Source organism: Paenibacillus sp. MZ03-122A, assembly GCF_024213325.1.
Lineage (GTDB): Bacteria > Bacillota > Bacilli > Paenibacillales > Paenibacillaceae > Paenibacillus > Paenibacillus polymyxa_B.
Genome location: NZ_JANAVI010000001.1, coordinates 583,194 through 606,934 on the forward strand (window position 1 = coordinate 583,194; position 23,741 = coordinate 606,934).

Below are 23,741 nucleotides of genomic sequence, written 5' to 3' on the forward strand. Positions count from 1 at the left end.
TATATAGAAAACATCAAAATATTGATACAATACGTCAAAATAAACGAAGTAAACCCTTACATAAATCAATATTATTATAGTAAGGATTTCGAAAAAATCCAACAAGCGATTTGGGATCAAGAAATAAAGATTGAAGCGGAGGAAGTAACAGATGAAATTTACTGATGGCTATTGGATGGTTCGCAAGGGCTATGAAATACAAAATCCTGCTGATATCCGTGATATTGTGACGGACGATGCTTCTATGACGGTATATGCAGCGACCCACCGGATCGAGCACAAAGGAGATACACTGAACGGAGCGTTGCTGAAAGCGACCTACAGCTCGCCTATGCCGAATGTCATTCAGGTGCGTCTGAACCACCATAAGGGACGGGTGCATCAGGGGCCAAATTTTGAAATTCACACCTTGCCAACAGAGGTAGATATTACAGTGGATGAGGACGCAGCGGTACTGAAAAGCGGCGATCTGAGTGTGCGAGTCGGTCGTGGGAAGAGCTGGGATGTAGGCTTTTATGTCGAGGATCGTAAAGTCACAGGCAGCGGACATCGGGGACCAGGCTATATTACAGACCCGCAGGATCAGCCTTTTTTCCGAGAACAGCTGGAGCTGGGCATCGGTGAGTACGTATACGGACTCGGAGAGCGTTTCACCCCGTTCGTAAAAAATGGCCAAGTGGTCGATATCTGGAATGAAGATGGCGGGACTAGCAGTGAGCAGGCCTATAAAAACATTCCATTTTATCTTTCGAATAAAGGGTATGGTGTGTTCGTCAACCATCCGGAAAAGGTATCCTATGAGATTGCATCGGAAAATGTATCAAAGGTTCAGTTTAGCGTCTCCGGCGAATCGTTAGAGTATTTTATTATTGGTGGAGCTAACCCTAAAGAGGTACTGGACAATTACACCAAACTGACGGGTAAGCCTGCATTACCACCAGCCTGGACCTTTGGTTTGTGGCTGACCACTTCGTTCACAACAGATTATGATGAAGCGACCGTGAACCATTTTGTGGACGGGATGGCTGAGCGGGATCTACCACTCTCGGTATTCCATTTTGACTGCTTCTGGATGAAGGAATACCAATGGTGTGATTTCCAGTGGGATCAAGATATGTTCCCAGATCCAGAAGGCATGCTGCGGAGATTGAAGGCTAAGGGCCTCAAAATCTGCGCATGGATCAACCCGTATATTGCAGAAAAGTCCATTTTGTTCGATGAAGGCATGGAGAATGGCTACCTGGTCAAAACAGCTGATGGCAGCGTTTGGCAATGGGACCTGTGGCAGGCAGGGATGGGGCTGGTTGACTTCACGAATCCGGCTGCTGTCGCATGGTACCAGGATAAGCTGAAGGTGCTGATCGATCAGGGCGTGGACTGTTTCAAAACCGACTTTGGTGAGCGTATTCCAACACATGTAGTTTATCATGATGGCTCTGACCCAATGAAAATGCATAATTATTATACGCATTTGTATAACAAGGCAGTGTTTGAAGTGCTGGAGGAAAAGCTGGGTAAAAATGAAGCAGCGTTATTTGCACGTTCTGCTACGGCCGGGGGGCAACAGTTCCCAGTTCACTGGGGCGGAGACTGCTCGTCGACGTATGAGTCGATGGCAGAATCATTGCGGGGCGGATTATCACTTGGCTTGAGCGGCTTCGGCTTCTGGAGCCATGATATTAGCGGCTTTGAACTAACGGCTGCGCCGGACTTATACAAACGGTGGGTGCAGTTTGGACTTTTATCCTCCCATAGCCGACTGCACGGAAACGTGTCGTACCGTGTTCCTTGGCTGTTTGACGAAGAGTCAGTCGACGTGGTACGCAGCTTTACCAAACTCAAATGCTCGCTGATGCCACACCTGTATGCTTCTGCTGTGGAATCCTCGGTGAAGGGACTGCCGATGATGCGGGCTATGGTGTTGGAATTCCCGCAGGACCCAACCTGTGCAACGCTCGATCGACAGTACATGCTAGGAGATTCCATTTTGGTAGCTCCGATCTTTAATAAAGAAGGCAGTGTACAGTATTATGTACCAGAGGGTCAGTGGACGAATTTGTTAACAAACAAGAGCATGTCTGGTGGTCGTTGGGTCAACGAGTATCATGATTTTACAACCTTGCCTGTGCTCGTGAAGCCGAACACACTGTTGGCAATTGGTCATGAGGACAGTCGTCCGGACTATGATTATGCAGATCAAGTGGAGCTTCATTTGTTTGAGCTTGGAGAGGGGCAACAGGCTCGAACGGTTATCGTGAATACGTCAGGTGAAGAAGAGCTAACGGTTACTGCCAGCCGCAAGGATTCTGTTATTACGGTGAAGGCAGAAGGTGCTGTTAAACCATGGTCGATAGTTCTGCGTGGTATCCACGAGGCTGTTCAAGTGGAGGAAGGCAGCAGCCAGTCGGGAGAACAGGGTGTAATCATTACACCAGCTTCCAGCGGACAGCAAGAGCTTACGATTCACTTGGGCTAAGTAAGGCTCTAGATAGTGGATGAAGTATGTCATAATGTATCGATTATATGCAAAAAAGGGCTTGCCTGATCCAACAGGCAGGCCCTTTTTGATGCAGATTTTTGCTAGAGCCAGTTGCAACTTTTAGCTCGGTATCTATTCCTTATCCATTCTACTGGAGTAGCAGCGGTACAATATACTGCCGAAAAATATCCACAGGAGCCCGTTTCTTTTTGAATTTATCAGCGGTAACGATAACAACCATGTCATACGACGGGACGACAACAATGTATTGCCCACCGAAGCCGAGAGCGTAAAAATAGTCCCTTTCAGTTCCTGTCTCTGTTTCATCTGAAAAGGAAGAAGTCCACCAGTGCCAGCCGTAAAATGCCTTTTGTGGTTTGGCAGCAGGAAGAAACGGACGGGTTGAATATCGAACTGTCTCTGTTTGGATGATCTGCCGTCCTTCCCAGCCTCCTTCGTTCAGATAAAGCCGCCCGAATTTGAGCATGTCCATCGGCCTGAGATGCAGTCCGAATCCACCCGTATGCGTGCCCTGAGGATCGGTCTCCCAACGGTAGCTTTCGATACCGAGCGGTTGGAATAATTGCTGCTCGGCAAATTCAGCAACTGTTTGTCCAGAAACATTACGTAGTATGGTGGCCAAAAGTTGAGAACAGCCAGAACTGTATTCCATTCGCGTCCCTGGCACATCCGATAATGGCTGTGAAAGCACAAATTGCACCCAGTCTGACGTTTTGCTCATGGTAGGAAAAGAATTTTGCCCGCCAAATTCCGTCCAGTTAAAGCCTGCAGACATCGTCAGCAGATGTTCAATCGTCATATCACGCTTTCGAGAATCACTATCTGTGGCCAACTGGGGAAAGAATTCGAGGATTGGCGTCTCCGGTTTCGGTCCCCGTTGCTGGTCCATAGCGATACTAACTAATGCAGAAATCACGCTTTTGGTACAGGAATTTATTTTATAGAGTTCGTTAGCAATTTGAGGTTCACGATAATAATTCATGATCATGTTACCCTGCTGCTCAATAAGGCAGCTGCGGGTTTCCAACTCGTTAAGCACGTGAATAAGTGGATTGAGTTCCAGACTTTTCATGCGGATCCTCCTTGAGGCTTATGGCATACCAATACATAGTATATCATTTTAATAGTCTATAATTCGAAGGCTACAAACGGAAAACAGTTCATTTACCTAATTTAGAATTTTTTTGTTTTTTGATATTAAAAAAGATATATATGTTCACTGAATAGACACAAATATATTTAAAAATCTATACACTTTTTCTGTTTCATTCAAAAAAACTGTCGAATAAAACGATATATAGTAAGTTGGACATTTTATTCAGAAATAACTGGGGGACCGATTCATGAATTTAACCATTAAGGCCAAAATGATTCTTAGCGCGATACTGATCCCGAGTGTGATTGCAGCCATGCTGCTGACCAATTACATTTTAAGCGTACATAGTGAGAATGAGTACAAGGACATTATGAATCGTGAAGAGGCTATTGCGTATAACTCGAAGTCTCTTCAATTTTTGTTAAACGGCATATCTAATGATGAGCGGGCATATTTGCTAACTCGTGACGAACAGTACGGGCGAGAGATCGGAAACAAGCAGAGTGAAGTTGCAAAGTTGCTACAGGAGACAGAAGCTTTGCTTAGTACAGGCAATGAGGATTCTAAGAAAAAGATGACTGATCTCAAGACGGGGATTAATACCTATATGAATCAAGTTCATCGCTTACTGACTACAGCGGGATATCAGAGTACAAGAGATGATGCTTTCCCGCCATTTTCTGATTTGCTCGATGATTTTGAAAACGAACGGGTGTTGCGGAAGCAACTGGATACCAAGGTAGTAGCCTTTGTCAAAGCTCAAGAGGATATGGTGACGGTGAAAATACAGCAAGCGCACCAAACGATGACGAATACATCCTTGATTACGAGTGTTGTAGGACTTCTAGTTATCATTTACAGTATTTTTCAATCCATCGTGCTGATTCGTTCCATTCGTCCATTACACCATATGAATGAGCAGCTGTTGGAAATGTCTGAAGGTGGGGGAGATTTGCGTAGCCGACTGGATATTACGTCCAAAGACGAAATCGGTATGATTGCAAGCTCCTACAACAAGCTTATTGAGGGATTCCGCAGTATTATAGTGGATGCTCAAGATACGGCGCGTACATTAACCGTAACCGCAGAGCGGGTTAGCGTAAGTACAGAGGAAATGAATCAGGCCAATCGTCATACTTCCGGTGTAATGGAAGAGCTAGCGGCTGGTATGGAGCATCAGGTCGATGATATTACACAAACTACAGATACCGTGAAAGAGCTAGCCCACGAACTGGAGCATATTGCAGCTACGAGCCAGCAGGTGTACGAGTTATCTGATACAGCCGCTAAAGATGCAGAAGCAGGAGAACAATCTATAGGTCAGGCTATGCGTCAGATGGAAAAGGTAAGCGAAAGTGTAGACAGCTCTGCACGTGCTGTGCGTTCACTTAGTGAACAGGCCGAACAGATTGGCATGATTGGAGCTGTCATTACCGGAATAGCCAAACAGACAGGAATGCTAGCGCTCAACGCGTCGATTGAAGCGGCAAGAGCCGGAGAGCAGGGGAAAGGATTTGCTGTTGTAGCCTCTGAGGTAAGAAGATTGGCCGAGCAGGTATCAGTTTCAGCAGCAGAAATTACACAATTTGTGCAAAATATTCAGGAGCATGTTGGAAATGTCGCTTCCAGTATGCAGACAGGTACGGTTGAAGTGCAGTCTGGAGTAAGGGTCATGCAATCCGCAGAAACCGCGTTTCGTCAGATTGGGAGTTCCATTCAACAGGTCAGCGAACAGATTCATAGTGTAAATCGGTCTGTAGAACAAATGTCCGGCGGATCCGAGCGAATGGTGGAAGCAGTAGAACGTATTCGTGAAGTAGCAGAGCAGTCGGCAGGGGGAACCCAGAGTGTCAGTGCGGCGGCTGAAGAGCAACTGGCTTCCATGGAGGAAATTGCGTCTTCCATTCATACACTGGCGGATATGTCGCAACTTCTGAATGCAAGGGTCGGTGGATTTAAAGTGTAGCCGCATAAATTGCCACCAATGTAAACACAATAACATCTGTTGAACGAATCAGAACAGCTGTGTTATTACTTTGCAAAGGTGGTAACGGGATGCAACAAAATAAAGGGAATCTGCTTGCGTTAGGTTCCATCCCGCTGATGATGACGCTGGGTAATTCCATGCTGATTCCAGTTTTACCGGAAATCGGACGTAAGCTACATGTAAGCTCTTTTCAGATTAGCATGTTGATTACAGTATATGCGGTGGTGGCCATTTTACTGATACCGATTGCGGGCTATCTTTCCGACCGATTTGGCCGTAAGGCGGTGATTGTTCCCTGTCTGATTCTGACTGTGATTGGAGGGGGGATTTCTGCTGTGGGAGCATGGCTGCTTCACGACTTGGCAGCTTACTGGACCATTATTGCAGGCCGTCTACTACAGGGTGCGGGAGCGGCAGGGGCTTTTCCTATAGTCATTCCACTTGTGGGTGATCTGTACGAAAACGAGGATGAGGCCAGCAAAAACCTAGGGGTAGTTGAGACCTACAACACATTTGGTAAAGTGTTAAGTCCGATACTCGGTGCCGCGTTAGGAGCTGTTCTATGGTTTTTGCCATTGGCGGTGATTCCGGGGCTCTGTCTGATTTCGCTTATTTTAGTGCTTTGGCTGATCCATGTGCCTAAGCGTAAGAAGCAACCGATTATGTTTCGAGAATTTGTGGGAAATGTGAAGCAAGTGCTTGCCGAAAAAGGACGCTGGCTCTATGCTATTTTTGCAATGGGCGGTATTTGTATGTTTGTCATTTTTGGCGTCCTGTTTTACTTATCTGACATACTGGAAAGTCGTTACAACCTCCATGGAGTGTGGAAAGGTTTTGTGTTAGCCATTCCGCTGATTTCCCTCTGTCTGTGCTCTTATGTAGGAGGCAAGATCATCGGCAAGCACAAAAAGCGCATGAAGTGGATCGGTTTCAGTGGTTTGGCCGTATTGACGATCAGCTTTGCCATTCTCGGATTTTTCCAAAATATTTATGCGGTGATCGGATTGTTTACGTTAGGGGGCGGCGGGATTGGGCTCGCACTGCCTTGTTTGGATTCCCTCATTACGAAGGGAATTGAAAAAGAGGAGCGCGGAACCATTACTTCGTTGTATAGCAGCATGCGCTTTGTCGGGGTATCGTTAGGCCCTCCGGTTGTTTCATTGCTGCTGGGTCGCAGTGGACATGGTCTGCTTTTTGGCGTGATGGCCGCAGTGGGAGGCATTGCAGCTATGCTGATGCTGTTTGCGGTCAGACCCAAGCAGGATGAACCCACAGATGACAAATCCACTGACCCTAATGTGGATAAGGGGCTAACCGATGTGTCCCGAGAAAAGCCTCTTTCTCCCAAGCTAAGACGCAAAGCTCCTGTGAAATAAGAAATAACACCCGTTGTCCATGAAATTATGGCAACGGGTGTTTTTGAAAACTGAGCAAGTATAAACTAATATTCATTTGTATATCATAGACTTACCCTTCTAGAGGGACATGTGTCTTAGGCTTACGGCTTGCGACGATTTGTATGACATAGATCAGTAAGAACAGTACAATAAACAGCGAGGAGAGACGGTACATCCACGCATAATCACTTGCTTTGGCGATAATGCCAAGTATAAGCGCTCCGGCTGCAACCCCAAAATCGAGGGAATTGAGAAACATTCCGTTTGCCATACCCCTCTGTTTAGGAGACACGACCTGAATCATCCAGGTTTGCAGGGTCGGCTGCATGACACCAAACCCGATACCGTAGCAAAGAGCAGACATATACATGAAGACATCACTGTGCGCGTAGGATAGCAGGATCAGACCGCCAATTAAAAACAGGGAGCCGGGGATGAGCAGTGCTTTTGCCCCCTTTTTGTCATAAATACGGCCCGAGAAGGGACGCACGATCAGCACGGATACCGCATTAAACAGGAAAAAGTAGGCAGGATGCGCCAGATTTGCTTCATCCCCGTAAAGCGCCATAAAGCCGAGTAACCCACCATATGTGATAGACATCAGCATGTTCAACAAGGCGGGAATCCACAATTTACGGTTAAATGCCGGTTTTCGCCCATCTTCCAAAGGAACCATAGGTGGTTCGATGTGCCCCTTAGGTAGTGTACGAATCAGCCAGTAAGCCAACGGGAATATCACAACAATTACAGCTGCTGTCGTATAGGCAAGCAGGTTGAAACTCCCGTATTGCAGCATCGAAATGCCGATGGTTGGCCCAATTGACATTGCTAAACTGGTGGAAAGACCAAAAAAACCCATTCCTTCACCGAGACGTTTGGGCGGGATGACGTCAGAGGCCATCGTTGGAAAGGCCGTACTACTCATACCGAAGCCGATTCCAAACAACATCCGCATGAGCAGGAGCACTGTAATCGTCGGTGAAACGCTGTATCCCAGTGTTCCTGCTAATGCAAACAGCAGTCCGATGAAGATCAGGGTGCTGCGATGTCCTTTTTCCAGCATACGGGCTGAAAAGAGTCGTGCTGCAATCGCACTTAAAGCGAATAAGGTGGTAACGAGACTGACCTGAACGGAACTGGCGTGGAATGCATTTTTCACATAGGAAGGGATAGAAGAAACGATCATTTGTAATTCCAGAAACAAAAATAAATTGGAAACCGTAAGAACGATAAATTCCTTGGTCCAAAGAGGTTGCTTGCCTTGTTGCATATTAATCGTTCTCTCCTTGTTTTTCTGATTCGGTCATGTTGGCGTGAATTTGTAAAAGAGTCTGGCGGAATTGCTTCAGATCGGCCGAGGAAATTCCTTTTACAAAATCGTGATTGGCATCACGTTCGACAGGAAGAGTCTCCTCCACAAGCTGTCGGCCTGCTTCAGTCAAATGAAGCAAATAGGCCCGACGATCCTGTGGGCTATTGACACGCCGTACCCAGCCCTTCTTGTCCAACAAATCAATAATTCGAGTCGTGGTAGGCTGGTCCTTCACGGCCTTAGCTGCAATTTCTTTCTGATTTAAACCCTCAGCCTGATAGATTTGGTACAGAACCGACCATTGCTCTGGGGAAATATCATAAGGTTTGAGGCGCTGCAAGAGCTGCTGACTCATTTTGCGGTGAGTAATCCCGAGCAACATCCCAATGGAACAATCGGGAGGCAAGTTATTCATAGATACTCCTTTCTGTTTCCCGTACATAAATTACTTTTAAATTAATTAGTTGTTATAACAATTATATGAACAACAAGTTATTTTGTCAAAAAAAGTTGTTCAGCGTTTTGGGTTCTGCCATCACTAAAGCCAAAATAAAAAACAGCCCGTAAAATACGGGCTGTTTGGGTTGATATAGTATCGTTTTGCCATGACTGGCGAATTAAGCTTTAGGTACAGTTTCCCAGTCCTTCAGGAAGCGTTCGATACCGCTATCTGTCAGCGGGTGTTTCCACAGAGAAGGGAGCAAGGAACCTGGAATGGTGGCAATATGTGCACCAGACAGAGCAGCATCTTCTACATGCTTAATATTACGGATGGATGCGGCGATAATTTCGGATTTCAGACCATGAATGTCCAAAATTTGTCTCAGTTCACGAATCAGCTTCATACCATCAACAGCAATATCATCCAGACGTCCTACGAATGGACTGATAAAAGTAGCGCCAGCTTTGGCTGCCATCAAACCTTGAGCCGCGGAGAAAATCAGTGTTACATTCGTTTTGATTCCGTTCTTGGTCAGCTCGTTACAAGCGTACAAGCCGTCTTCGGTCATAGGAAGCTTGATAACCACGTTGGGTGCCCACTTGGCGATATCATAAGCTTCTTTGAGCATATCTTCAGCCTTCAGACCAATAACCTCAGCACTTACGGGACCTTCAACGATACTGCAAATCTCCTGAATGACTTCCTTGAACACTCGACCTTCTTTAGCGATCAGTGAAGGGTTCGTTGTTACACCATCAACCAGACCCAAACGTTCAATACGTTTGATTTCTTCAATGTTACCAGTATCCAAGAAAAATTTCATTTGATTTCCTCCTCAGGTTTATATAATACATAATACATATCACATGCGATGTACAATAGTTCATTTAAATGTAGCATATTGCACACGTTAAACTTATAATTAGTATGTATTACATTCTTAATTGTGACACATTTTAAATTCGAAAACAAGCTGTGTATGATTAAAATTTGATGAATTGTCGGAAGAAGCTGAAATTTACCGATCTATGCTCGTCTATAATGTATACTACCCCACTCCATAAGGAGGTAATGACTATTCAACTGTCTGAAAGACAGCGGGAAATTGTTGAAATTGTCCGGCGTCTGGCACCTGTTACGGGGGATAAAATTGCTAAAACACTGGGACTGACGCGTCCGACTCTCCGTTCTGACCTTGCTCTGCTCGTTATGCTCGGGCTGGTGGATGCCAAGCCGAAGGTAGGCTACCTGCCAGGACGTTATCCTAAATATGATAGTCATATCGGCAACATGCTCAAAAAGCTGACTGTGGCAGATATACTTAGCGATCCGATTTTGATTTCCGGTGACACGAGCGCCTATGATGCGGTGCTGATGTTGTTTCAGCAAAATACAGGCACGCTGATGGTCACAGGGGAGGAGCAGGAGTTCATTGGGATTGTTACCCGCAAGGATTTGCTGAAGGTCATGCTGGGGCATACCGATCTTCACACTGTCCCGGTGACCATGGCAATGACGCGCCGGGCCCAAATGACGACGCTTGCTCCAGAAGACACTTTACTGGAAGCGATATTGAGACTGATTCGGCATCAGGTCAATTGTCTTCCAGTTTTGGACGAGCAATGTAGCTCCTCAACTCCAATTCGGGGGTTGGTAGGACGGGTTACGAAAACGGATATCATGAATGCCATTCTGGGCTTGACAGAAGAAAAAACGTAAAACATTGAATAAGGGGGCCTTGTATGTACTGGTTGGCCATGCTGACGATGCTGATTGACCATGTCGGACTTGTGTTTTTTCCGACGGATCCGGCTTGGAGAATTGCCGGCAGGCTTGCTTTTCCAATCTACGCGTACGCGCTGTATTTGGGATATACTCATACCCGAGACATACGGAGCTATATGCTCCGTCTACTCGGACTGGCTCTGATATCTCAAGTTCCCTATATGCTAGCGTTTGATGTGCTTAGACCGAACGTAATCTGGACGCTATTGGCCTCATTGTCCGCGCTGGCTGCTGCATCCCGCTTGAAGCACTGGACGGCTGTAATGGTTCTGTACGTCCTTTCAGCTCTGGTTATGGAGCTCAGCCAGATGGATTACGGAGCCTATGGACTGCTGTTGGTTCTCATTTATCGATACACCCGTTCATATATGATGATTGCAGCCCATTTTATGTTGAACGTAGTGTATGATTTAGTGCATCACGCGAATCTCCAACACTTTAGTCTGCTGTCCAGCATTCTGATCGTATGTTTTGCAACTGGAGAAAGCGGATTTTATAATAGGGTACCGCGCTGGTTGTGGCGTAGCTTTTACCCGGTACATCTGGCTGTTATCGCGGCAATTCGTATCTGGCCCTAATCTATATCTTATACAGCAAAAGAACCTTTAAAACCACAACATAAATGGTTTTAAAGGTTCTTTTGTTTTCCTTTATTAAGCTAGCCAACGTTTAGGATACCTTGTTGGGACCTTGGGCAAAAGGAAGTGGGCGAAGGGGAGCACCTTCCTTCATGTATTGTACCAACACTTCTGGAATATTATGTATTCCACCTGCATTGACGCGATAGCCGTTTGTTTGCCCGGGCGAGTTAATCCCCCGTTTCACCGTGAACGTAACGTCAATTCCCAAGGAACGGCAAACTTCCAGCGTCTCCTTGGTATACCCACCATAAGGGAAGGCAAGTACATTCTGATCATTGTGTAGATGCTTAAACAGCTTCTTGTCAGCCATGCCCAAGTCTGTATAAACCCGCTGTTTGAATTCATTCTCGGTTTCCATTCGCCCCAGCTTTTTCGAATACACCGGACCCATCAGAAGTGGCTTTTGTTTGGTGCGCGCTGTGTTGGAGTATCCGTAAGCATGCTGGTCATTGGTATGGTTGTAAAAATCAATACCCTCGGCATGCATCTGATGAATTTGATCCCATGTCAGCTTAGGAATTCCAATATGTTTGGGATTGCTGATCGTGGACGTGATAAGAAAATTGGTTGCCGGTACCTGGTACTTTTTCAACACAGGAAAAGTGTCCGTATAAAAGGACTCATATCCGTCGTCGAATGTCATAAGTACTGCATTATCAGGAACCTTGGCTTTATGTAAAATAAAGTCCGTATACTCTTTCATCGTGATCCAGTGGAAGCCGTTAGCTTTCATTTCGTCCAACTGCCTCGTTAAATTACTAAGCTTGAGAGCGCCGGGATCAGGTGGAGTCTTGGTCACCTCATGATACATCAGGACAATTACTTTGTTTTGGTAATATACTTTATCTGGTGTAGGCGTCAGTGAGAATAAATGGCGTACCAGTCGATCTGCATGAGCTGTACGTGTACGATGAGTCCCTTTAACTGTAGGGGTGTGGTATATGCTACGTGCTTCATACACCAAAATCCCTAAAATAGCCAACAAACTTATGATTAGCAACGTTCTTTTAAAAAAAGTGTGTTTCATTGAATGACATCCCCCGCATGCAAAAAAATTCTGAAAGTATAGAGGTTTATACTAAATATAAAACTAGCAAAATCTAGTCTATCATACCGAAAACATGCGGGGGAAATATCACAACTTTGTTACCTCTGTGTTGCTTTTACAGATACCGATGAAGAGGTCGGGAAGTAACCGATCTCGACGGCATGCTGGATCATGTTCCGAATAAAGTTAAGGTCGGTTACCGGGCATTGAACGCCAGCTTGTTCCAGCAGAGCTGCGGTTACAGAGCATCCGTAACGGTAAGCTGAATCCTTGGCTCCGTCACCTTCCAGTTGTCCCATAGCAAGGTGAAGGGCATCCTCCTGAATGCCGGAAGACGGATTCAGCAGCCAAGAGCTGTAATCGTCAAAAGGCAGAGTTTCTACTGCGTAACCGAGTTGGTTTACCATAGCGATCAGTTCATCATATGGCAGTGGGTTCGGATTGCAGATATGGAAAATGCGGTTTGCGCTTTTTTGATGAACGGACAGCTCTACGATAGCACGGCTGGCGTAATCAATCGGTGTGAAGTCCGTATGCCAATCGGCTTGTGGCGCTTTGCCCAGCAGCAGCATCGCCTTCATCATACGATAATAAGCATTGCTGTCGATATTTCGCTGGAAGCGTCCGTTGGCCGAATGGGCTGTCAAATTGCCTGCGCGATAGATCGAGACAGGCGTACCCGCTTGAGCTGCTTGGAACAACAGCTTCTCCGCCGAGAGTTTACTGTTCGTGTACAGGTTGTCCACGTTCAGTTCTTCTGGGAAGGCAGAAAGCTCCAATACCGACTCCCATTTTCCTTCGTTAGCAAGATCCTCCGGTATTCCCATAGTAGAGACATGATGGAAGGATACTCCTGGCTTGGCTTGAGCGATTTTCAGCAGTTCCAGTGTTCCGGTTACATTCGTGCGATCGAAGGCTACCGAATCACCAAAATGGCGAACGTCAGCGGCGCTGTGAATGATGCCGTCGATTTGGTGCTCCAGCATATGGCGGTCGACGGAAGAGAGACCCAGATCAGCTTGCTCCAGATCCCCATAGACAGCTTTTACCCGTCCTTCGATCAAGCTGGAGATATCTTGTCCAAAATATCCCGTCAATACGGACTGAATACGCTCGATACCGGATGGACCGTCCTGAGAAGGGCGTACCATCGCGTATACTTTGGCTTCTGTCCGTTGAAGTAGGTCATACAGAATGTGCGAGCCCAGATAGCCTGTAGCACCGGTCAACAAAATCACGCGCAAGTCGCGGACTTCAGCTAAGTCAGAAGCACCAGACAACTCAATAGGATGCTCATTCAAGTCCATTTTTTCTTGAGAAATCGCGAGTGGCTTGCGTTGTGGCGTTTGTTCCGTACCTAATTGTTCCACATATTCAGCAAGCTCGCGAACGGTTTTGTAGCGGAAAAAATCTCCGATGCGCAACGCGCCATAGCGCGGTTTTAGAATAGCCAGCACATGAATGACACGAAGCGAATCGCCCCCGATCAGGAAGAAATCATCGGTAGCGCCAATGTTATTTTTACCAAGCACTTGAGTCCATGCTTCGGCAATGAGTGTTTCGGTTCCTTCTCGGAGAGGTTCCCCGCCAAATGAAAGATCAGACGCTTCGGGAAGTGGTCGCAGGGCCAGCTTTTTGCGATCGATCTTGCCAGTTGGTGAAATTGGCATGGCTTCTAGATGAACGACATGGCTTGGTACAAAATAAGAAGGCAGCTTGCCCCCAATATAAGACTGAATAACGTCTTGTGGAATGGATTGTCCATCCGAAGTGGTAAAATAGCCAACTAACATGTTCTGATCTGTGTGATCTTTGACGGCTACTACAGCGACGTCCTGAACACCTGGATGTTTGGAAAAATGGTCTTCAATTTCTCCAATTTCAATCCGATTCCCCCGAATTTTGAGCTGTGAATCCTTGCGGCTTACATATTCAATCGTACCGTCTGGCAGCAGCTTGGCGATATCACCCGAGCGGTACATTTTTTCACCCGGAACAAAAGGATTGTCCACGAACGATTGGGCTGTACGTTCTGGCTGATGGAGATAGCCATGGGCCAACGCAGGCGTAGCAATGCATACTTCGCCCGGAATATTGACAGGGCAAAGCTTGTTATCATCGTTAACGATATACACTTTGTAATTGTAAATCGGCTTGCCGATCGGAATATTGACGACATGCTCAGGCACGGCACCACGGACTCGATGGGTCGTCGTCGCTACGGTGCATTCGGTCGGTCCGTATACGTTTACGATGTCGGTATCTGTACCGAATTTGCTTTGGAACGCTCGAACTTGTGAGCCGTACAGCGCTTCGCCTGCCACGGTAACGATCCGTACCTTAGCGAGTTTGCGATAACCTTCGTCTGACAAGTACGTAGATAGCTGATTAAAGAATACGGTCGGCAAAATGGTAATAATCGTCGTGCCTGTACGTGCAATGGCTTCAGCGAATTCTTCAACAGATACACGTTCTTCGGAAGACAGCAAGTACAATTTTGCACCGTAAAACAAGGCTCCAATTGTATCCCAAACGGATGCATCGAAGCTGTAGGTTGCAAATTGGGTCAATACATCCTGAGGTGTAATGTCGCAATCGCGTTGCACGACAGCTCCTAGGTTAACGACACCGCGGTGAGCGATCAGGGCACCTTTCGGTTTGCCTGTAGAGCCGGATGTATAGATGACATAAGCTAGATCATCCGGACTTACATTAACGTTTGGATTGCTTGCAGTATAGCCTGCCAGTGGTCCGTTAATTGCTAAAATTTCTTTTACCGTCTCAATGGAACCGCACAGTTCAGTCGCTTGTTCCATGAGTGCGGAAGTTGTTAAGACAAAAGGAGAACGCGTGTCTTCGACAATGTAGCTGCTCCGGTCGGCGGGGTGGGCGGGATCAACAGGCACATATACTCCCCCGGCTTTCAGGATACCCAGAAGGGAAATAACGGTCTCCAAGCTTCGTTCCATGAAGATAGTCACGAATTCACCTTTGGTAAGACCTTTAGATAACAAGACACGTGCGACTTGGTTAGCACGTTCGTTCAACTCACGGTACGTGTACTCTCCAGTGTGGGAAGCAATAGCCGGACGATCAGGGTATTGTGAAGCAGCCTCCTCAAACATTCCATGAATAGTTTGATGCTCAGGATATTTCACGACTGTATTATTTAAAGCTTCGTGAGCAGCTCGATCTGCATCTGATAATATATCAATGGAGTTCACAAGTGCATGGCTGTTGGTTAGCGCGCCGCGCAAAAGAGTTTCAAAGTATTCTGCGTATCGGACAACCGTTGTTTCCAGCAAGAGTGATTGATCATATCGGATCTGTATTTGATAAGTGCCATTGTGTTCACTAACAGCCCAGTCCATAATACGGGATTCTACTCCGCTGTCCGTAGGCAGATTTGCCGAAAATGAAGTATCGGCTTGTGGTTCCGCTAGGTATGCATTAGGCTCACGGAGCATCTCCTGAAATAAGTCTGCTAGTTCATGAAAAGTCGTTTCCTTTTCGACTGTCAGCGAAGCTGTAAGCAGACCGGTTTGTGGCACAAATGTAGAAAAAGAAACTTCTTCTTCTGCGGATAGGCGATATACCCATGCAGTATATGCTGATAAAAGCAACGTTTGTTTGTCTTCCGCAGTTTTTTGCTGATTTAATTGTTCCGAGATGGACGCTTCTAACTCTACTTGATAAGTAGAGAATGTATGCTTGCGTTGTATACGTGCACAATCCAAGGGAACTAGGAATGGGGATGGGGTTGTCTGTGTGCTGTTTTGTAGTAATGAAGCCATTACGCTAACCTCCTGAATGTATGATGTCTTAATATAAATGGTAAACTCAGTAAATGCCTCCGATCCCTTCAAATGCATGAACAGGAGGGAGGCATTACCGAATAATTTACTTATAAATGTTGGAGCCGATAAAGGTTATTATGATTTGGTACGGTTGGTGTCTGCAATTTTGAAATAAGATGTAATTTCTTGAAGCTCTTCAGACATGGACGTCAATTTATGGGATGAATCAATGATCGAATCCAAAGAAGCTTTTTGCTCCTCCACCGTTTGCACAATGTGAACACTGTTATTGGCTGTTTTGGTTACAGTGGAAGAAAGATCGTCTGCTGTCGCGGTCATTTCCTGTGTACCCGCAGATATTTGCTCAGTAGCGCTGGAAACTTCTTGGATTTGCCATGCTACATTTTTAGTTGCTTGAAGAATATCATTGAACAGCACGCCTGCTTGTCCGGCAACGACGATTCCGTTTTGAACTTCAACGTTTCCTTGCTCCATCGACTTCACAGCTTGTCCGATTTCACTTTGAATTTCTTCAATCAGGGACGTGATTTGTTTGGTTGCATCCGCAGATTGTTCTGCCAGCTTACGTACTTCACTGGCAACAACGGCAAAGCCTTTACCTTCTTCACCAACGCGCGCAGCTTCAATAGAAGCGTTCAAAGCGAGCAGGTTGGTTTGACTGGAGATGCCTGAAATGGTACTGATGATATTGCCAATTTCCTGCGAACGACTGTCCAGCAACTTGATGATACGGGAAGTATTGGTGACTGTATCGGTAATCAAGTGCATTTGAGATGATACCTTGCTTACAATCTCATTGCCTTCGTTAGAACGTTTTTCTACCGAATTGGCTTCTTCCGCAACATTGGAAGAACTCGTGGCAATATTTTGAATTACCGAAGCCATTTCAGCCATGGCACGTGCACTATCGCCTGTTGCTTTTTCCTGCGAACGGATATTCTCCGTAATTTCACTGATGTTTTGATTGATGATGTTGGAGTTGATTCCGTTTTGTTCGCAGATTGCGAGTAGTTCCTTGGCAGATTCATTAACTTCATCAGTTGTCTGCTTCACTTTGGTCATAATGCTGTTAATATGACTTACCATATCGTTGAAATTCTGATTTACGAGCCCCAAATCATCATGACCTGCATGAATTTGAACATCCAGATTTCCTCTGCTTACTTCACTGATACCGTACATCAGTTGCTTAATCGGGGACAGCGTGCGCTTCACAACCCAATATTGAAGCGCCAGGCAGATTAGTAGGAAAATCACTAAAATGGTAGCGCCGCTAATGAGCAGCTTGGTTAAGCCGGCAGGTACGGCGCCAGCATCTGCATCGACTGCAAAATATGCAAAGATTTTGCCACTTGAATCTTTAATCGGAGTCATCAAAGTCGTCCATGTACCAAAAGAATCATCGTAGAAGCTGGTAAATGTTGGTTTGCCACTGTCCAGCATACCGGTTACGCCGACTGCCACGACATTGGGTTGCTCGTACATAGAGCCAACGAGCAGCTTATCTTTTTCAAATGCTTCTCTGAGATCCGTTGGCATCGCCACAATAGATGTTAGATTGCCGTTTTCGAGCTCCGTCCCGAATATATAGGCATGAGAGATATTCGGATTGGTCGCCATGATGTTATCTAGGTACGTGCGGAGTTTGGTTTGAACGGGTCCATCATAATTTTTCTCTTGAACCGCTTGGGTTACTTCATCGGAATTAATGCCCTGGGCCCACTTCAATGTGATTTTTTCCACTTGCCCATGCAATTGGTCTATCAAAATCGTACGTTGGATCAAATAACTGGACACAATAAGGACTAGTCCAATCAATACGATGTTGAAGAAGGATAATAATAAGTTTTTGGTGAAGAATGATAAGCTACTCCACTTTTTCAAAATGTTCCACTCCCTGGTTGTATTTTTGTATATGGTGTTGAACCGCTTATCGAATGAGATAATCAAGTCCCCCTTACAAACATAATAATAGAGATAATAGACCCTTGAATTTTACGTAATAGGTCTTAAGTCCTTTTATAGACAAGTATGATATCCCTATATATATGTCGTACGAAAAGCCCTTGAAATGAATACCTTACACAATAAAAAATTAATTTTTAATAGGTAAACGCTGTCTGTGTTTCAGTATATTCCAATTTATACTTCAACTTGAAATTCGAATTCATTACAGTCCATAAGCAACTATTCAACAGAAACCATCATACTTTATAATAGAGTCAAATGCACTTATCAATTTGGGACATTTTTCATATTTAACGTTGAAAATGCTTGATTTATCGCGGTTTTTGTGAATTGTTTGCGAAATGAGTCCTTATATCCATGCAAAGAGAAGAGGGATAAGAAGAATGTCCAAGCTTACGATTTTAAAGGTTGAGAGTCATCACGAGGATCTGCATGAGTTGATTCAAAGGCTGGATGAGGACTTGCTAGAAAGGTATCCTGCCGACGAAATTTACTTGGTTGATTTTTCCAATCCGAAAGTTAAAGAAATGGTTTTCGCTGTTGTGTATGTGGACGAAAAACCGGTGGCTTGTGGAGGGCTTAGGCCTATAGATGCGGAAGAAATGGAGCTCAAAAGATTTTATGTCGATTCCTCTTATCGCAGACAAGGAATTGCGGTGAGCCTATTATCTTTTTTGGAAGAGGAAGCCAGCAAACGGGGAGTTGTAAGGATTAAACTGGAGACCGGAGCGGCTCAACCTGAAGCGATTGCTCTCTATACCAAGCGGGGATATGAACCTATTGAACGGTTTGGGGAGTATGAACACGATGAAAACAGCCTTTGTTATGGTAAAAAGCTGTCTCTGTTATTATAAAGCGTTCTCTTATAAAATGGATGATGATCAATACTAGCCTATATAGCGGGAGAGATGATAATGAATTTGAAGCAAAAAGCGGCCGAAAAAGCAGTTGAGGCGATTCAGGACGGCATGAAAGTAGGACTTGGTACAGGCTCGACAGCCTTTTGGGCTATTCAAAAAATTGGTGAGCGTGTAGCGCAAGGATTACATATACAGGCTGTAGCTACATCCCAAGCTTCGGAGGATCAGGCCAGGGAGCTGGGAATTCCCATCATTCCGTTTGATCAGATTGGAAGGCTTGACGTTACCATCGACGGTGCAGACGAGGTGAACGAGCAGCTGGTGCTGGTGAAAGGTGGAGGCGGAGCCCTGCTGAGAGAGAAAATTGTGGAAAGCAATAGCGACCGATTAATTATTATTGTCGATGAGTCCAAGGATGTGAAGGTACTGGGTGCATTTCCTTTACCCGTTGAGGTCGTACCCTTTGCCAGTGAATGGACGTTGGAGGCTTTGCGGCAGACAGGCTGTAGGGCGGAGTGGCGTATGAAAGACGGCGAGCGCTTCCTTACGGATAACGGTAATTATATTGCTGATTGTCGCTATGGTACGATTGAGAATCCGCAGGAGTTGGAAATCCGCTTGAATCAAATTCCGGGTGTAGTCGATAACGGACTGTTCATTAATATGGCGGACCAGGTTATTATCGCACGGGCCAATGGACAGATCGACGTCCGTAACAAGTAATGTTTAGGACCCGCCTGCTTCATCATGTGGCGTTGATGTTATTGATTTTATATACAGGACTTCTATTATATTGGATGTTTCTCGGTTTTGGTCGTACATTACGGCCAGGACCCCCGTATTCGTATAATATTGTTCCGTTTGATACGATCAGGCAATACTGGCGGGCAATGGAGTCGTTTCCTTTTCGGGTATGGGGTGTTAATTTGCTCGGCAATATTGGCGTATTCATTCCCTTCGGTATTCTTGTGCCTATCATTTGGGTGTCCATGCGAAGTATAGGCAGTCTGTTGTTAACGATAGTGATCGCACTGGTCATTCTTGAGGTGTCCCAAATGCTGCTGGGCGCAGGTACAATGGATGTAGATGACATCATATTGAACGTTCTGGGAGTATTATGCGGCCGTGTTGCCTACGTGTTTTTACGTAAGAAGTTAGGGATTACAACATAATCGTCCTGCTCTCTGGATCAGTGCATTAAGACTGACTGAGAGCGGGCTTTTTTTACATAATGAACTGTAACCTTCACATAATAGACGGTAATTCCTCCATTTATAGGCCGTAGGAGCAGGGGAAGGAACGCTTAAACTTGACAAAAGTGCACAATTAAGATATCTTGGAATAAAGATATGAGTAACGGAGGCTGTTAATATGTCTGTAAAACCAGATGATCAGGACTTAGCGCTTAATTTGTTCGTTGTTCTGGCTCGTGCTTATAATTCGGTCACGTCCCGTACGAATCGGGACATTCATAGTCATGGTTTAAATACAACAGAATTTGGAGTGCTTGATCTGCTGTATTATCGGGGACCACAGCCTTTGCAGAAGATTGGAGAAAAGGTACTAATCTCTAGTGGGAATATTACGTACGTGGTAGATAAACTTCAGAAAAAAAACTTGCTTACCCGTCGTGCATCACAAGATGATCGGCGTGTGATTTATGCAGAATTGACTGATGATGGACGCCATTTCTTTGAGCAAATATTCCCGCAGCATCATCGTGTCATTATGGAGACCGTAGATGGCTTATCTGTGGAAGAGAAGGAGCAGGCTATTCATCTGTTAAAAAAGCTTGGACTCACGGCTGAGGGACAGAAGAGTAACGGATCATAAATTGTGCGTGTGCAGGTTAAATCTGCTTTAGATAAAATACCGACTTCTCGGTATTTTATTTTTTTGTCGTATTTTGGGGGAGTAGGGTTAATGTAGAGGCGTAAATCAGGTATAATTATCTAATAGTCACGTCCGGAACAAATTCCTAGTACCTGTTTCGAATACAAAACCTTGTCGGGGAAGGAGCTGTACATGAGTATACAGCAATATACCGCAGGTGAATCGCTATTGATGCAAGCAGGAGCTTTGGCTGAATTAGTTACCCATAAGCAATACGAATTACAGCCCGATCTTTTGCAGCGTTTTGGGGATAACGGTAAAATAAAGACAAAACAGGATTCTATATATAGTTTGAACTATTTAGCTGAAAGTGTAATCATGAACAGCCCTATTTTATTTACACAGTATGTTTCTTGGTTAAAAAAGCTTCTGGAGGGTTTCGGCATAACCCAAGAAGACTTGAGCATCAATTTCAGATTAATCCAGGAGACGTTGGTAGAGCACTTCGATCATACAGATAAAGCTATGGTGCTGGAGCATCTGGATTTGGGGATACAGCAAATAGGGAAGAAAGAGGAGTATGCCTCTTTTATTACAGATGATAATCCCTATGCTGCTGACGTGGCTCAATATTTGGAACATTTACTCTCAGGTAATCGCAGACAGGCTTTGGATTGGATCGTCCGTTTGCTGGATGAGGGTATCTCTATTCAACATACGTATAAATATATTTTTCAAATTTCGCAATATGAAATAGGTCGTCTATGGCATGAAGGCAAAATCACCGTTGGTCAAGAGCATTTTTGCACTGCTGTGACTCAATTTATTATTTCCAGCCTGTACCCCCGATGGATGGGAAATGGAAATAAGGAACGCTGCCTCGTGGCGGCGTGTGTAGGCAGCGAGCAGCATGAAATTGGTCTGCGTATGCTGGCTGATATATTTGAAATGGATGGTTGGGATACGTATTATTTAGGCGCCAATGTACCTAATCGGAGTCTGCTTCAGGCCATTGTGAGTTACGAGGCGGATGTGGTGGCTATCTCAGCTACCATGGCTTACCATGTCCATCTAGTGAAAGAGTTGATTGCTCTCATTCGGCAAGACCCAACGACTAGCCATGTGAAAATTATGGTCGGAGGCTTGCCTTTTAATCTCGATTCCCACTTGTGGCAGGAAGTAGGGGCGGACGGATACGCACCAGGTGCGGAGGAAGCGCTGGAGGTTGCAGGGGACTTACTTTCGCTCAGGAAATAAGGTTAGTTATGTGAACCTGTAGTCATTTTGTAAAGGGGGCCTTTTAATATGAAGGAACCGACAGCAGAAATGGCTGTCCTGCGGAAAACGGTCGAACAATTAACGGATGAGATTGTGAAAAGCAAGGCCGAGGAAGAAAAGTTGCTGAATGAATTTTCATCAATGAACAACGAGCTGGTCAATCTGCAGCGTCAACTTGCCAAAAGCAATGCGGAATTAACACGGACGAAGGAAGAAGCGGTACGGGCTAATGACCTAAAGAGCACTTTTCTGGCTGTGGTTAGTCATGAATTTAGAACGCCAATGAACGGAATACTTGGAATGATTGAAATGTTAGGTTCATCCAAACTTTCCCCAGATCAACGGCAGGCCATCGATGTCATACGTGAGTCAGCCTCTCTGTTGTTGAACATGATTAATAATCTGCTCGATATATCTAAAGTGGAAGCAGGACAGATGGAACTGGAGATCGGAAACGTCAGAGTGCAGGCGATTATGAGCCACGTTGCTCAGTTGTTGGAGCCACAAATCTATCAGATGGGTAACCGTTTGAGTATAGAGACCGATTCCGGTGTGGCAGAGCATTTGGAGGGAGATTCGGCAAGGATCATGCAGATCTTGCTCAATCTGTTGAACAATGCGAATAAATTTACCAGTGAAGGATTGCTCATCATTCGAACAAAATTGGTGGAGGAAACAAAAGATTCCCAACGTGTTCGGTTTGAGGTGCAGGATTCGGGTATTGGTATTTCACCGGAGGATCAGAATAAGCTGTTTCAGCCTTATGTACAAGCCGGTGAAGGCAGCGCCTCCCAATATGGAGGAACGGGTTTAGGGCTATGGATATGCAGTTCATTTGTGGAACTCATGCAGGGAAAAATTGGGGTCGTCAGTAAAGAAGGCCAAGGCTCTACGTTCTGGTTTGAAATTCCCCTCATGAAAGGATCGGAGCAAGCAGACGAAATGGAGAAGCATGAAAATGGTGATTTGAAGGCATTTAGCGAGTTGCTGCGTGAGCATAGTCATTCTCAAACTATTTTGGTAGCTGAGGATAATCGGGTGAATCGGCAGGTGGTGCAATTACAGCTTAACCACCTGGGATTCCAGCATATTGATTTTGCTGAGGATGGACAAGCTGCTGTAAGAGCGGCCTCCGAACGATCCTACGCTTGTATTCTAATGGATCATCATATGCCTCTGCTGAATGGTCATGATGCGGCAAAAGCGATCCGCCAGCGGGAAGCAGAAAACCAGCAACCCCCTGTACCGATCATTTCTTTGACCGGAAATGTATCCGAGGAGGATCAGGCACGGAGCCAGGAGGTTGGAGTGAACGATTACTTGATGAAGCCAGTAACGATTGAAAAGCTCTCTGAAAAGCTTGTAAAATGGCTTCCAAAGCCGGAAACCGAGCCGATTTTGGATGAGGAAGTTATACGTGAAATTATGCTGCTGGACGAGGATGGCAGCACGGGACTACTGGAGTCATTGGTCGAAATGTATACGAGTGATACACCTGCCAAAATCAATAAGTTAAATGAACTGGCTGCTGCGGGCGAAGTTACAAAAGTAGTAGAGGCTGCTCATGAGTTGAAATCAGGCAGCGTGAGTCTGGGTGTCGGACGTTTGTCCTCGTTGCTGTCCGATATTGAACAGCTTGCACGGGAGAACCGACTCGAGAATGCGAAAGCGAAGTTGTCTGCGCTCCAATCTGTCTATCAAGCAACGTGTTCAGAACTGGAACGTTATATTCACCAGTGCTAGCCAGGTTTCCCCCTTGTTAGACTTGCATACGGA

At 45.5% G+C, this 23,741-nt stretch carries 18 protein-coding genes; 11 read left to right on the forward strand and 7 right to left on the reverse strand.

Annotated elements, in window-relative coordinates:
- Positions 1–151 precede the first annotated feature (151 nt).
- Complete coding sequence (gene yicI / locus NLX74_RS02850; protein WP_254327890.1) at positions 152–2,476, forward strand: alpha-xylosidase; 2,325 nt, start codon at positions 152–154, stop codon at positions 2,474–2,476.
- A gap of 151 nt (positions 2,477–2,627) precedes the next feature.
- On the opposite strand, the gene NLX74_RS02855 is transcribed toward yicI, so the two are convergent.
- Positions 2,628–3,572, reverse strand: coding sequence for a serine hydrolase domain-containing protein (locus NLX74_RS02855; RefSeq protein ID WP_254327891.1), 945 nt, complete (start codon positions 3,570–3,572; stop codon positions 2,628–2,630).
- 271 nt (positions 3,573–3,843) lie between these two features.
- On the opposite strand from NLX74_RS02855, the gene NLX74_RS02860 reads away from it, so the two are divergent.
- Both NLX74_RS02860 and NLX74_RS02865 read left to right on the forward strand, forming a co-directional pair.
- A complete protein-coding gene (locus NLX74_RS02860; protein WP_254327892.1) occupies positions 3,844–5,562 on the forward strand; it encodes a methyl-accepting chemotaxis protein in 1,719 nt (572 codons plus the stop codon).
- Positions 5,563–5,651: 89 nt separating this feature from the next.
- On the forward strand, positions 5,652–6,959 hold the full coding sequence (locus NLX74_RS02865) for an MFS transporter (protein WP_254327893.1): 1,308 nt from the start codon (positions 5,652–5,654) through the stop codon (positions 6,957–6,959).
- A 91-nt stretch (positions 6,960–7,050) separates the two neighbouring features.
- Here NLX74_RS02865 and NLX74_RS02870 read toward each other — a convergent pair whose 3' ends face one another.
- The 3 genes from NLX74_RS02870 to fsa all read right to left on the reverse strand — a co-directional run bounded on the left by NLX74_RS02870 (position 7,051) and on the right by fsa (position 9,557).
- Positions 7,051–8,250: an MFS transporter gene (locus NLX74_RS02870; protein WP_254327894.1), complete on the reverse strand. Its 1,200-nt coding sequence runs from the start codon at positions 8,248–8,250 to the stop codon at positions 7,051–7,053.
- A 1-nt stretch (position 8,251) separates the two neighbouring features.
- Entirely contained in the window at positions 8,252–8,707 is a 456-nt protein-coding gene (locus NLX74_RS02875; RefSeq protein ID WP_254327895.1) for a MarR family winged helix-turn-helix transcriptional regulator, read from the reverse strand.
- 202 nt (positions 8,708–8,909) lie between these two features.
- Positions 8,910–9,557 (reverse strand): fructose-6-phosphate aldolase, encoded by a 648-nt coding sequence (gene fsa / locus NLX74_RS02880; protein WP_013309811.1) that lies wholly within the window; start codon positions 9,555–9,557, stop codon positions 8,910–8,912.
- 218 nt (positions 9,558–9,775) lie between these two features.
- Here fsa and NLX74_RS02885 point away from each other — a divergent pair, with 218 nt between their 5' ends.
- Together NLX74_RS02885 and NLX74_RS02890 are read left to right on the forward strand one after the other, a co-directional pair.
- Positions 9,776–10,453, forward strand: coding sequence for a CBS domain-containing protein (locus NLX74_RS02885; RefSeq protein WP_254327992.1), 678 nt, complete (start codon positions 9,776–9,778; stop codon positions 10,451–10,453).
- Positions 10,454–10,476: 23 nt separating this feature from the next.
- The gene (locus NLX74_RS02890) at positions 10,477–11,097 is read left to right on the forward strand and encodes a TraX family protein (RefSeq protein WP_254327896.1); all 621 of its coding nucleotides are present in this window, start codon (positions 10,477–10,479) and stop codon (positions 11,095–11,097) included.
- Between the two features lie 91 nt (positions 11,098–11,188).
- On the opposite strand, the gene NLX74_RS02895 is transcribed toward NLX74_RS02890, so the two are convergent.
- The 3 genes from NLX74_RS02895 to NLX74_RS02905 all read right to left on the reverse strand — a co-directional run bounded on the left by NLX74_RS02895 (position 11,189) and on the right by NLX74_RS02905 (position 17,910).
- Positions 11,189–12,187 carry a polysaccharide deacetylase family protein gene (locus tag NLX74_RS02895; RefSeq protein ID WP_254327897.1) on the reverse strand — a complete coding sequence of 333 codons (999 nt, stop codon included), beginning with the start codon at positions 12,185–12,187 and terminating at the stop codon, positions 11,189–11,191.
- A 119-nt stretch (positions 12,188–12,306) separates the two neighbouring features.
- Positions 12,307–16,002 (reverse strand): non-ribosomal peptide synthetase family protein, encoded by a 3,696-nt coding sequence (locus NLX74_RS02900; RefSeq protein WP_254327898.1) that lies wholly within the window; start codon positions 16,000–16,002, stop codon positions 12,307–12,309.
- A 138-nt stretch (positions 16,003–16,140) separates the two neighbouring features.
- Entirely contained in the window at positions 16,141–17,910 is a 1,770-nt protein-coding gene (locus tag NLX74_RS02905) for a methyl-accepting chemotaxis protein (RefSeq protein WP_061831317.1), read from the reverse strand.
- A 467-nt stretch (positions 17,911–18,377) separates the two neighbouring features.
- Here NLX74_RS02905 and NLX74_RS02910 point away from each other — a divergent pair, with 467 nt between their 5' ends.
- From NLX74_RS02910 to NLX74_RS02935, 6 genes are all read left to right on the forward strand, one after another.
- The gene (locus NLX74_RS02910) at positions 18,378–18,848 is read left to right on the forward strand and encodes a GNAT family N-acetyltransferase (protein WP_061831318.1); all 471 of its coding nucleotides are present in this window, start codon (positions 18,378–18,380) and stop codon (positions 18,846–18,848) included.
- 60 nt (positions 18,849–18,908) lie between these two features.
- The gene (rpiA, locus tag NLX74_RS02915; protein WP_254327899.1) at positions 18,909–19,577 is read left to right on the forward strand and encodes a ribose-5-phosphate isomerase RpiA; all 669 of its coding nucleotides are present in this window, start codon (positions 18,909–18,911) and stop codon (positions 19,575–19,577) included.
- On the forward strand, positions 19,577–20,026 hold the full coding sequence (locus NLX74_RS02920) for a VanZ family protein (protein WP_061831320.1): 450 nt from the start codon (positions 19,577–19,579) through the stop codon (positions 20,024–20,026). The genes rpiA and NLX74_RS02920 overlap by 1 nt, the downstream gene beginning before the upstream one ends.
- Positions 20,027–20,225: 199 nt before the next feature.
- Complete coding sequence (locus tag NLX74_RS02925) at positions 20,226–20,687, forward strand: MarR family winged helix-turn-helix transcriptional regulator (RefSeq protein ID WP_013309820.1); 462 nt, start codon at positions 20,226–20,228, stop codon at positions 20,685–20,687.
- A gap of 192 nt (positions 20,688–20,879) precedes the next feature.
- Entirely contained in the window at positions 20,880–21,944 is a 1,065-nt protein-coding gene (locus tag NLX74_RS02930; RefSeq protein ID WP_254327900.1) for a cobalamin B12-binding domain-containing protein, read from the forward strand.
- Positions 21,945–21,992: 48 nt separating this feature from the next.
- Positions 21,993–23,708: an ATP-binding protein gene (locus NLX74_RS02935; protein WP_235308089.1), complete on the forward strand. Its 1,716-nt coding sequence runs from the start codon at positions 21,993–21,995 to the stop codon at positions 23,706–23,708.
- Positions 23,709–23,741 lie beyond the last annotated feature (33 nt).

Coding starts and splice junctions, on each gene's coding strand:
- NLX74_RS02920 (WP_061831320.1), top strand. CDS start 19,577: ATGTTTAGGACCCGCCTGCTTCATCATGTGGCGTTGATGTTATTGATT.
- NLX74_RS02910 (WP_061831318.1), top strand. CDS start 18,378: ATGTCCAAGCTTACGATTTTAAAGGTTGAGAGTCATCACGAGGATCTG.
- NLX74_RS02930 (WP_254327900.1), top strand. CDS start 20,880: ATGAGTATACAGCAATATACCGCAGGTGAATCGCTATTGATGCAAGCA.
- NLX74_RS02900 (WP_254327898.1), bottom strand. CDS start 16,002: ATGGCTTCATTACTACAAAACAGCACACAGACAACCCCATCCCCATTC.
- fsa (WP_013309811.1), bottom strand. CDS start 9,557: ATGAAATTTTTCTTGGATACTGGTAACATTGAAGAAATCAAACGTATT.
- rpiA (WP_254327899.1), top strand. CDS start 18,909: ATGAATTTGAAGCAAAAAGCGGCCGAAAAAGCAGTTGAGGCGATTCAG.
- NLX74_RS02925 (WP_013309820.1), top strand. CDS start 20,226: ATGTCTGTAAAACCAGATGATCAGGACTTAGCGCTTAATTTGTTCGTT.
- NLX74_RS02885 (WP_254327992.1), top strand. CDS start 9,776: ATGTATACTACCCCACTCCATAAGGAGGTAATGACTATTCAACTGTCT.
- NLX74_RS02895 (WP_254327897.1), bottom strand. CDS start 12,187: ATGAAACACACTTTTTTTAAAAGAACGTTGCTAATCATAAGTTTGTTG.
- NLX74_RS02890 (WP_254327896.1), top strand. CDS start 10,477: ATGTACTGGTTGGCCATGCTGACGATGCTGATTGACCATGTCGGACTT.
- NLX74_RS02935 (WP_235308089.1), top strand. CDS start 21,993: ATGAAGGAACCGACAGCAGAAATGGCTGTCCTGCGGAAAACGGTCGAA.
- NLX74_RS02870 (WP_254327894.1), bottom strand. CDS start 8,250: ATGCAACAAGGCAAGCAACCTCTTTGGACCAAGGAATTTATCGTTCTT.
- NLX74_RS02865 (WP_254327893.1), top strand. CDS start 5,652: ATGCAACAAAATAAAGGGAATCTGCTTGCGTTAGGTTCCATCCCGCTG.
- NLX74_RS02875 (WP_254327895.1), bottom strand. CDS start 8,707: ATGAATAACTTGCCTCCCGATTGTTCCATTGGGATGTTGCTCGGGATT.
- NLX74_RS02860 (WP_254327892.1), top strand. CDS start 3,844: ATGAATTTAACCATTAAGGCCAAAATGATTCTTAGCGCGATACTGATC.
- NLX74_RS02855 (WP_254327891.1), bottom strand. CDS start 3,572: ATGAAAAGTCTGGAACTCAATCCACTTATTCACGTGCTTAACGAGTTG.
- yicI (WP_254327890.1), top strand. CDS start 152: ATGAAATTTACTGATGGCTATTGGATGGTTCGCAAGGGCTATGAAATA.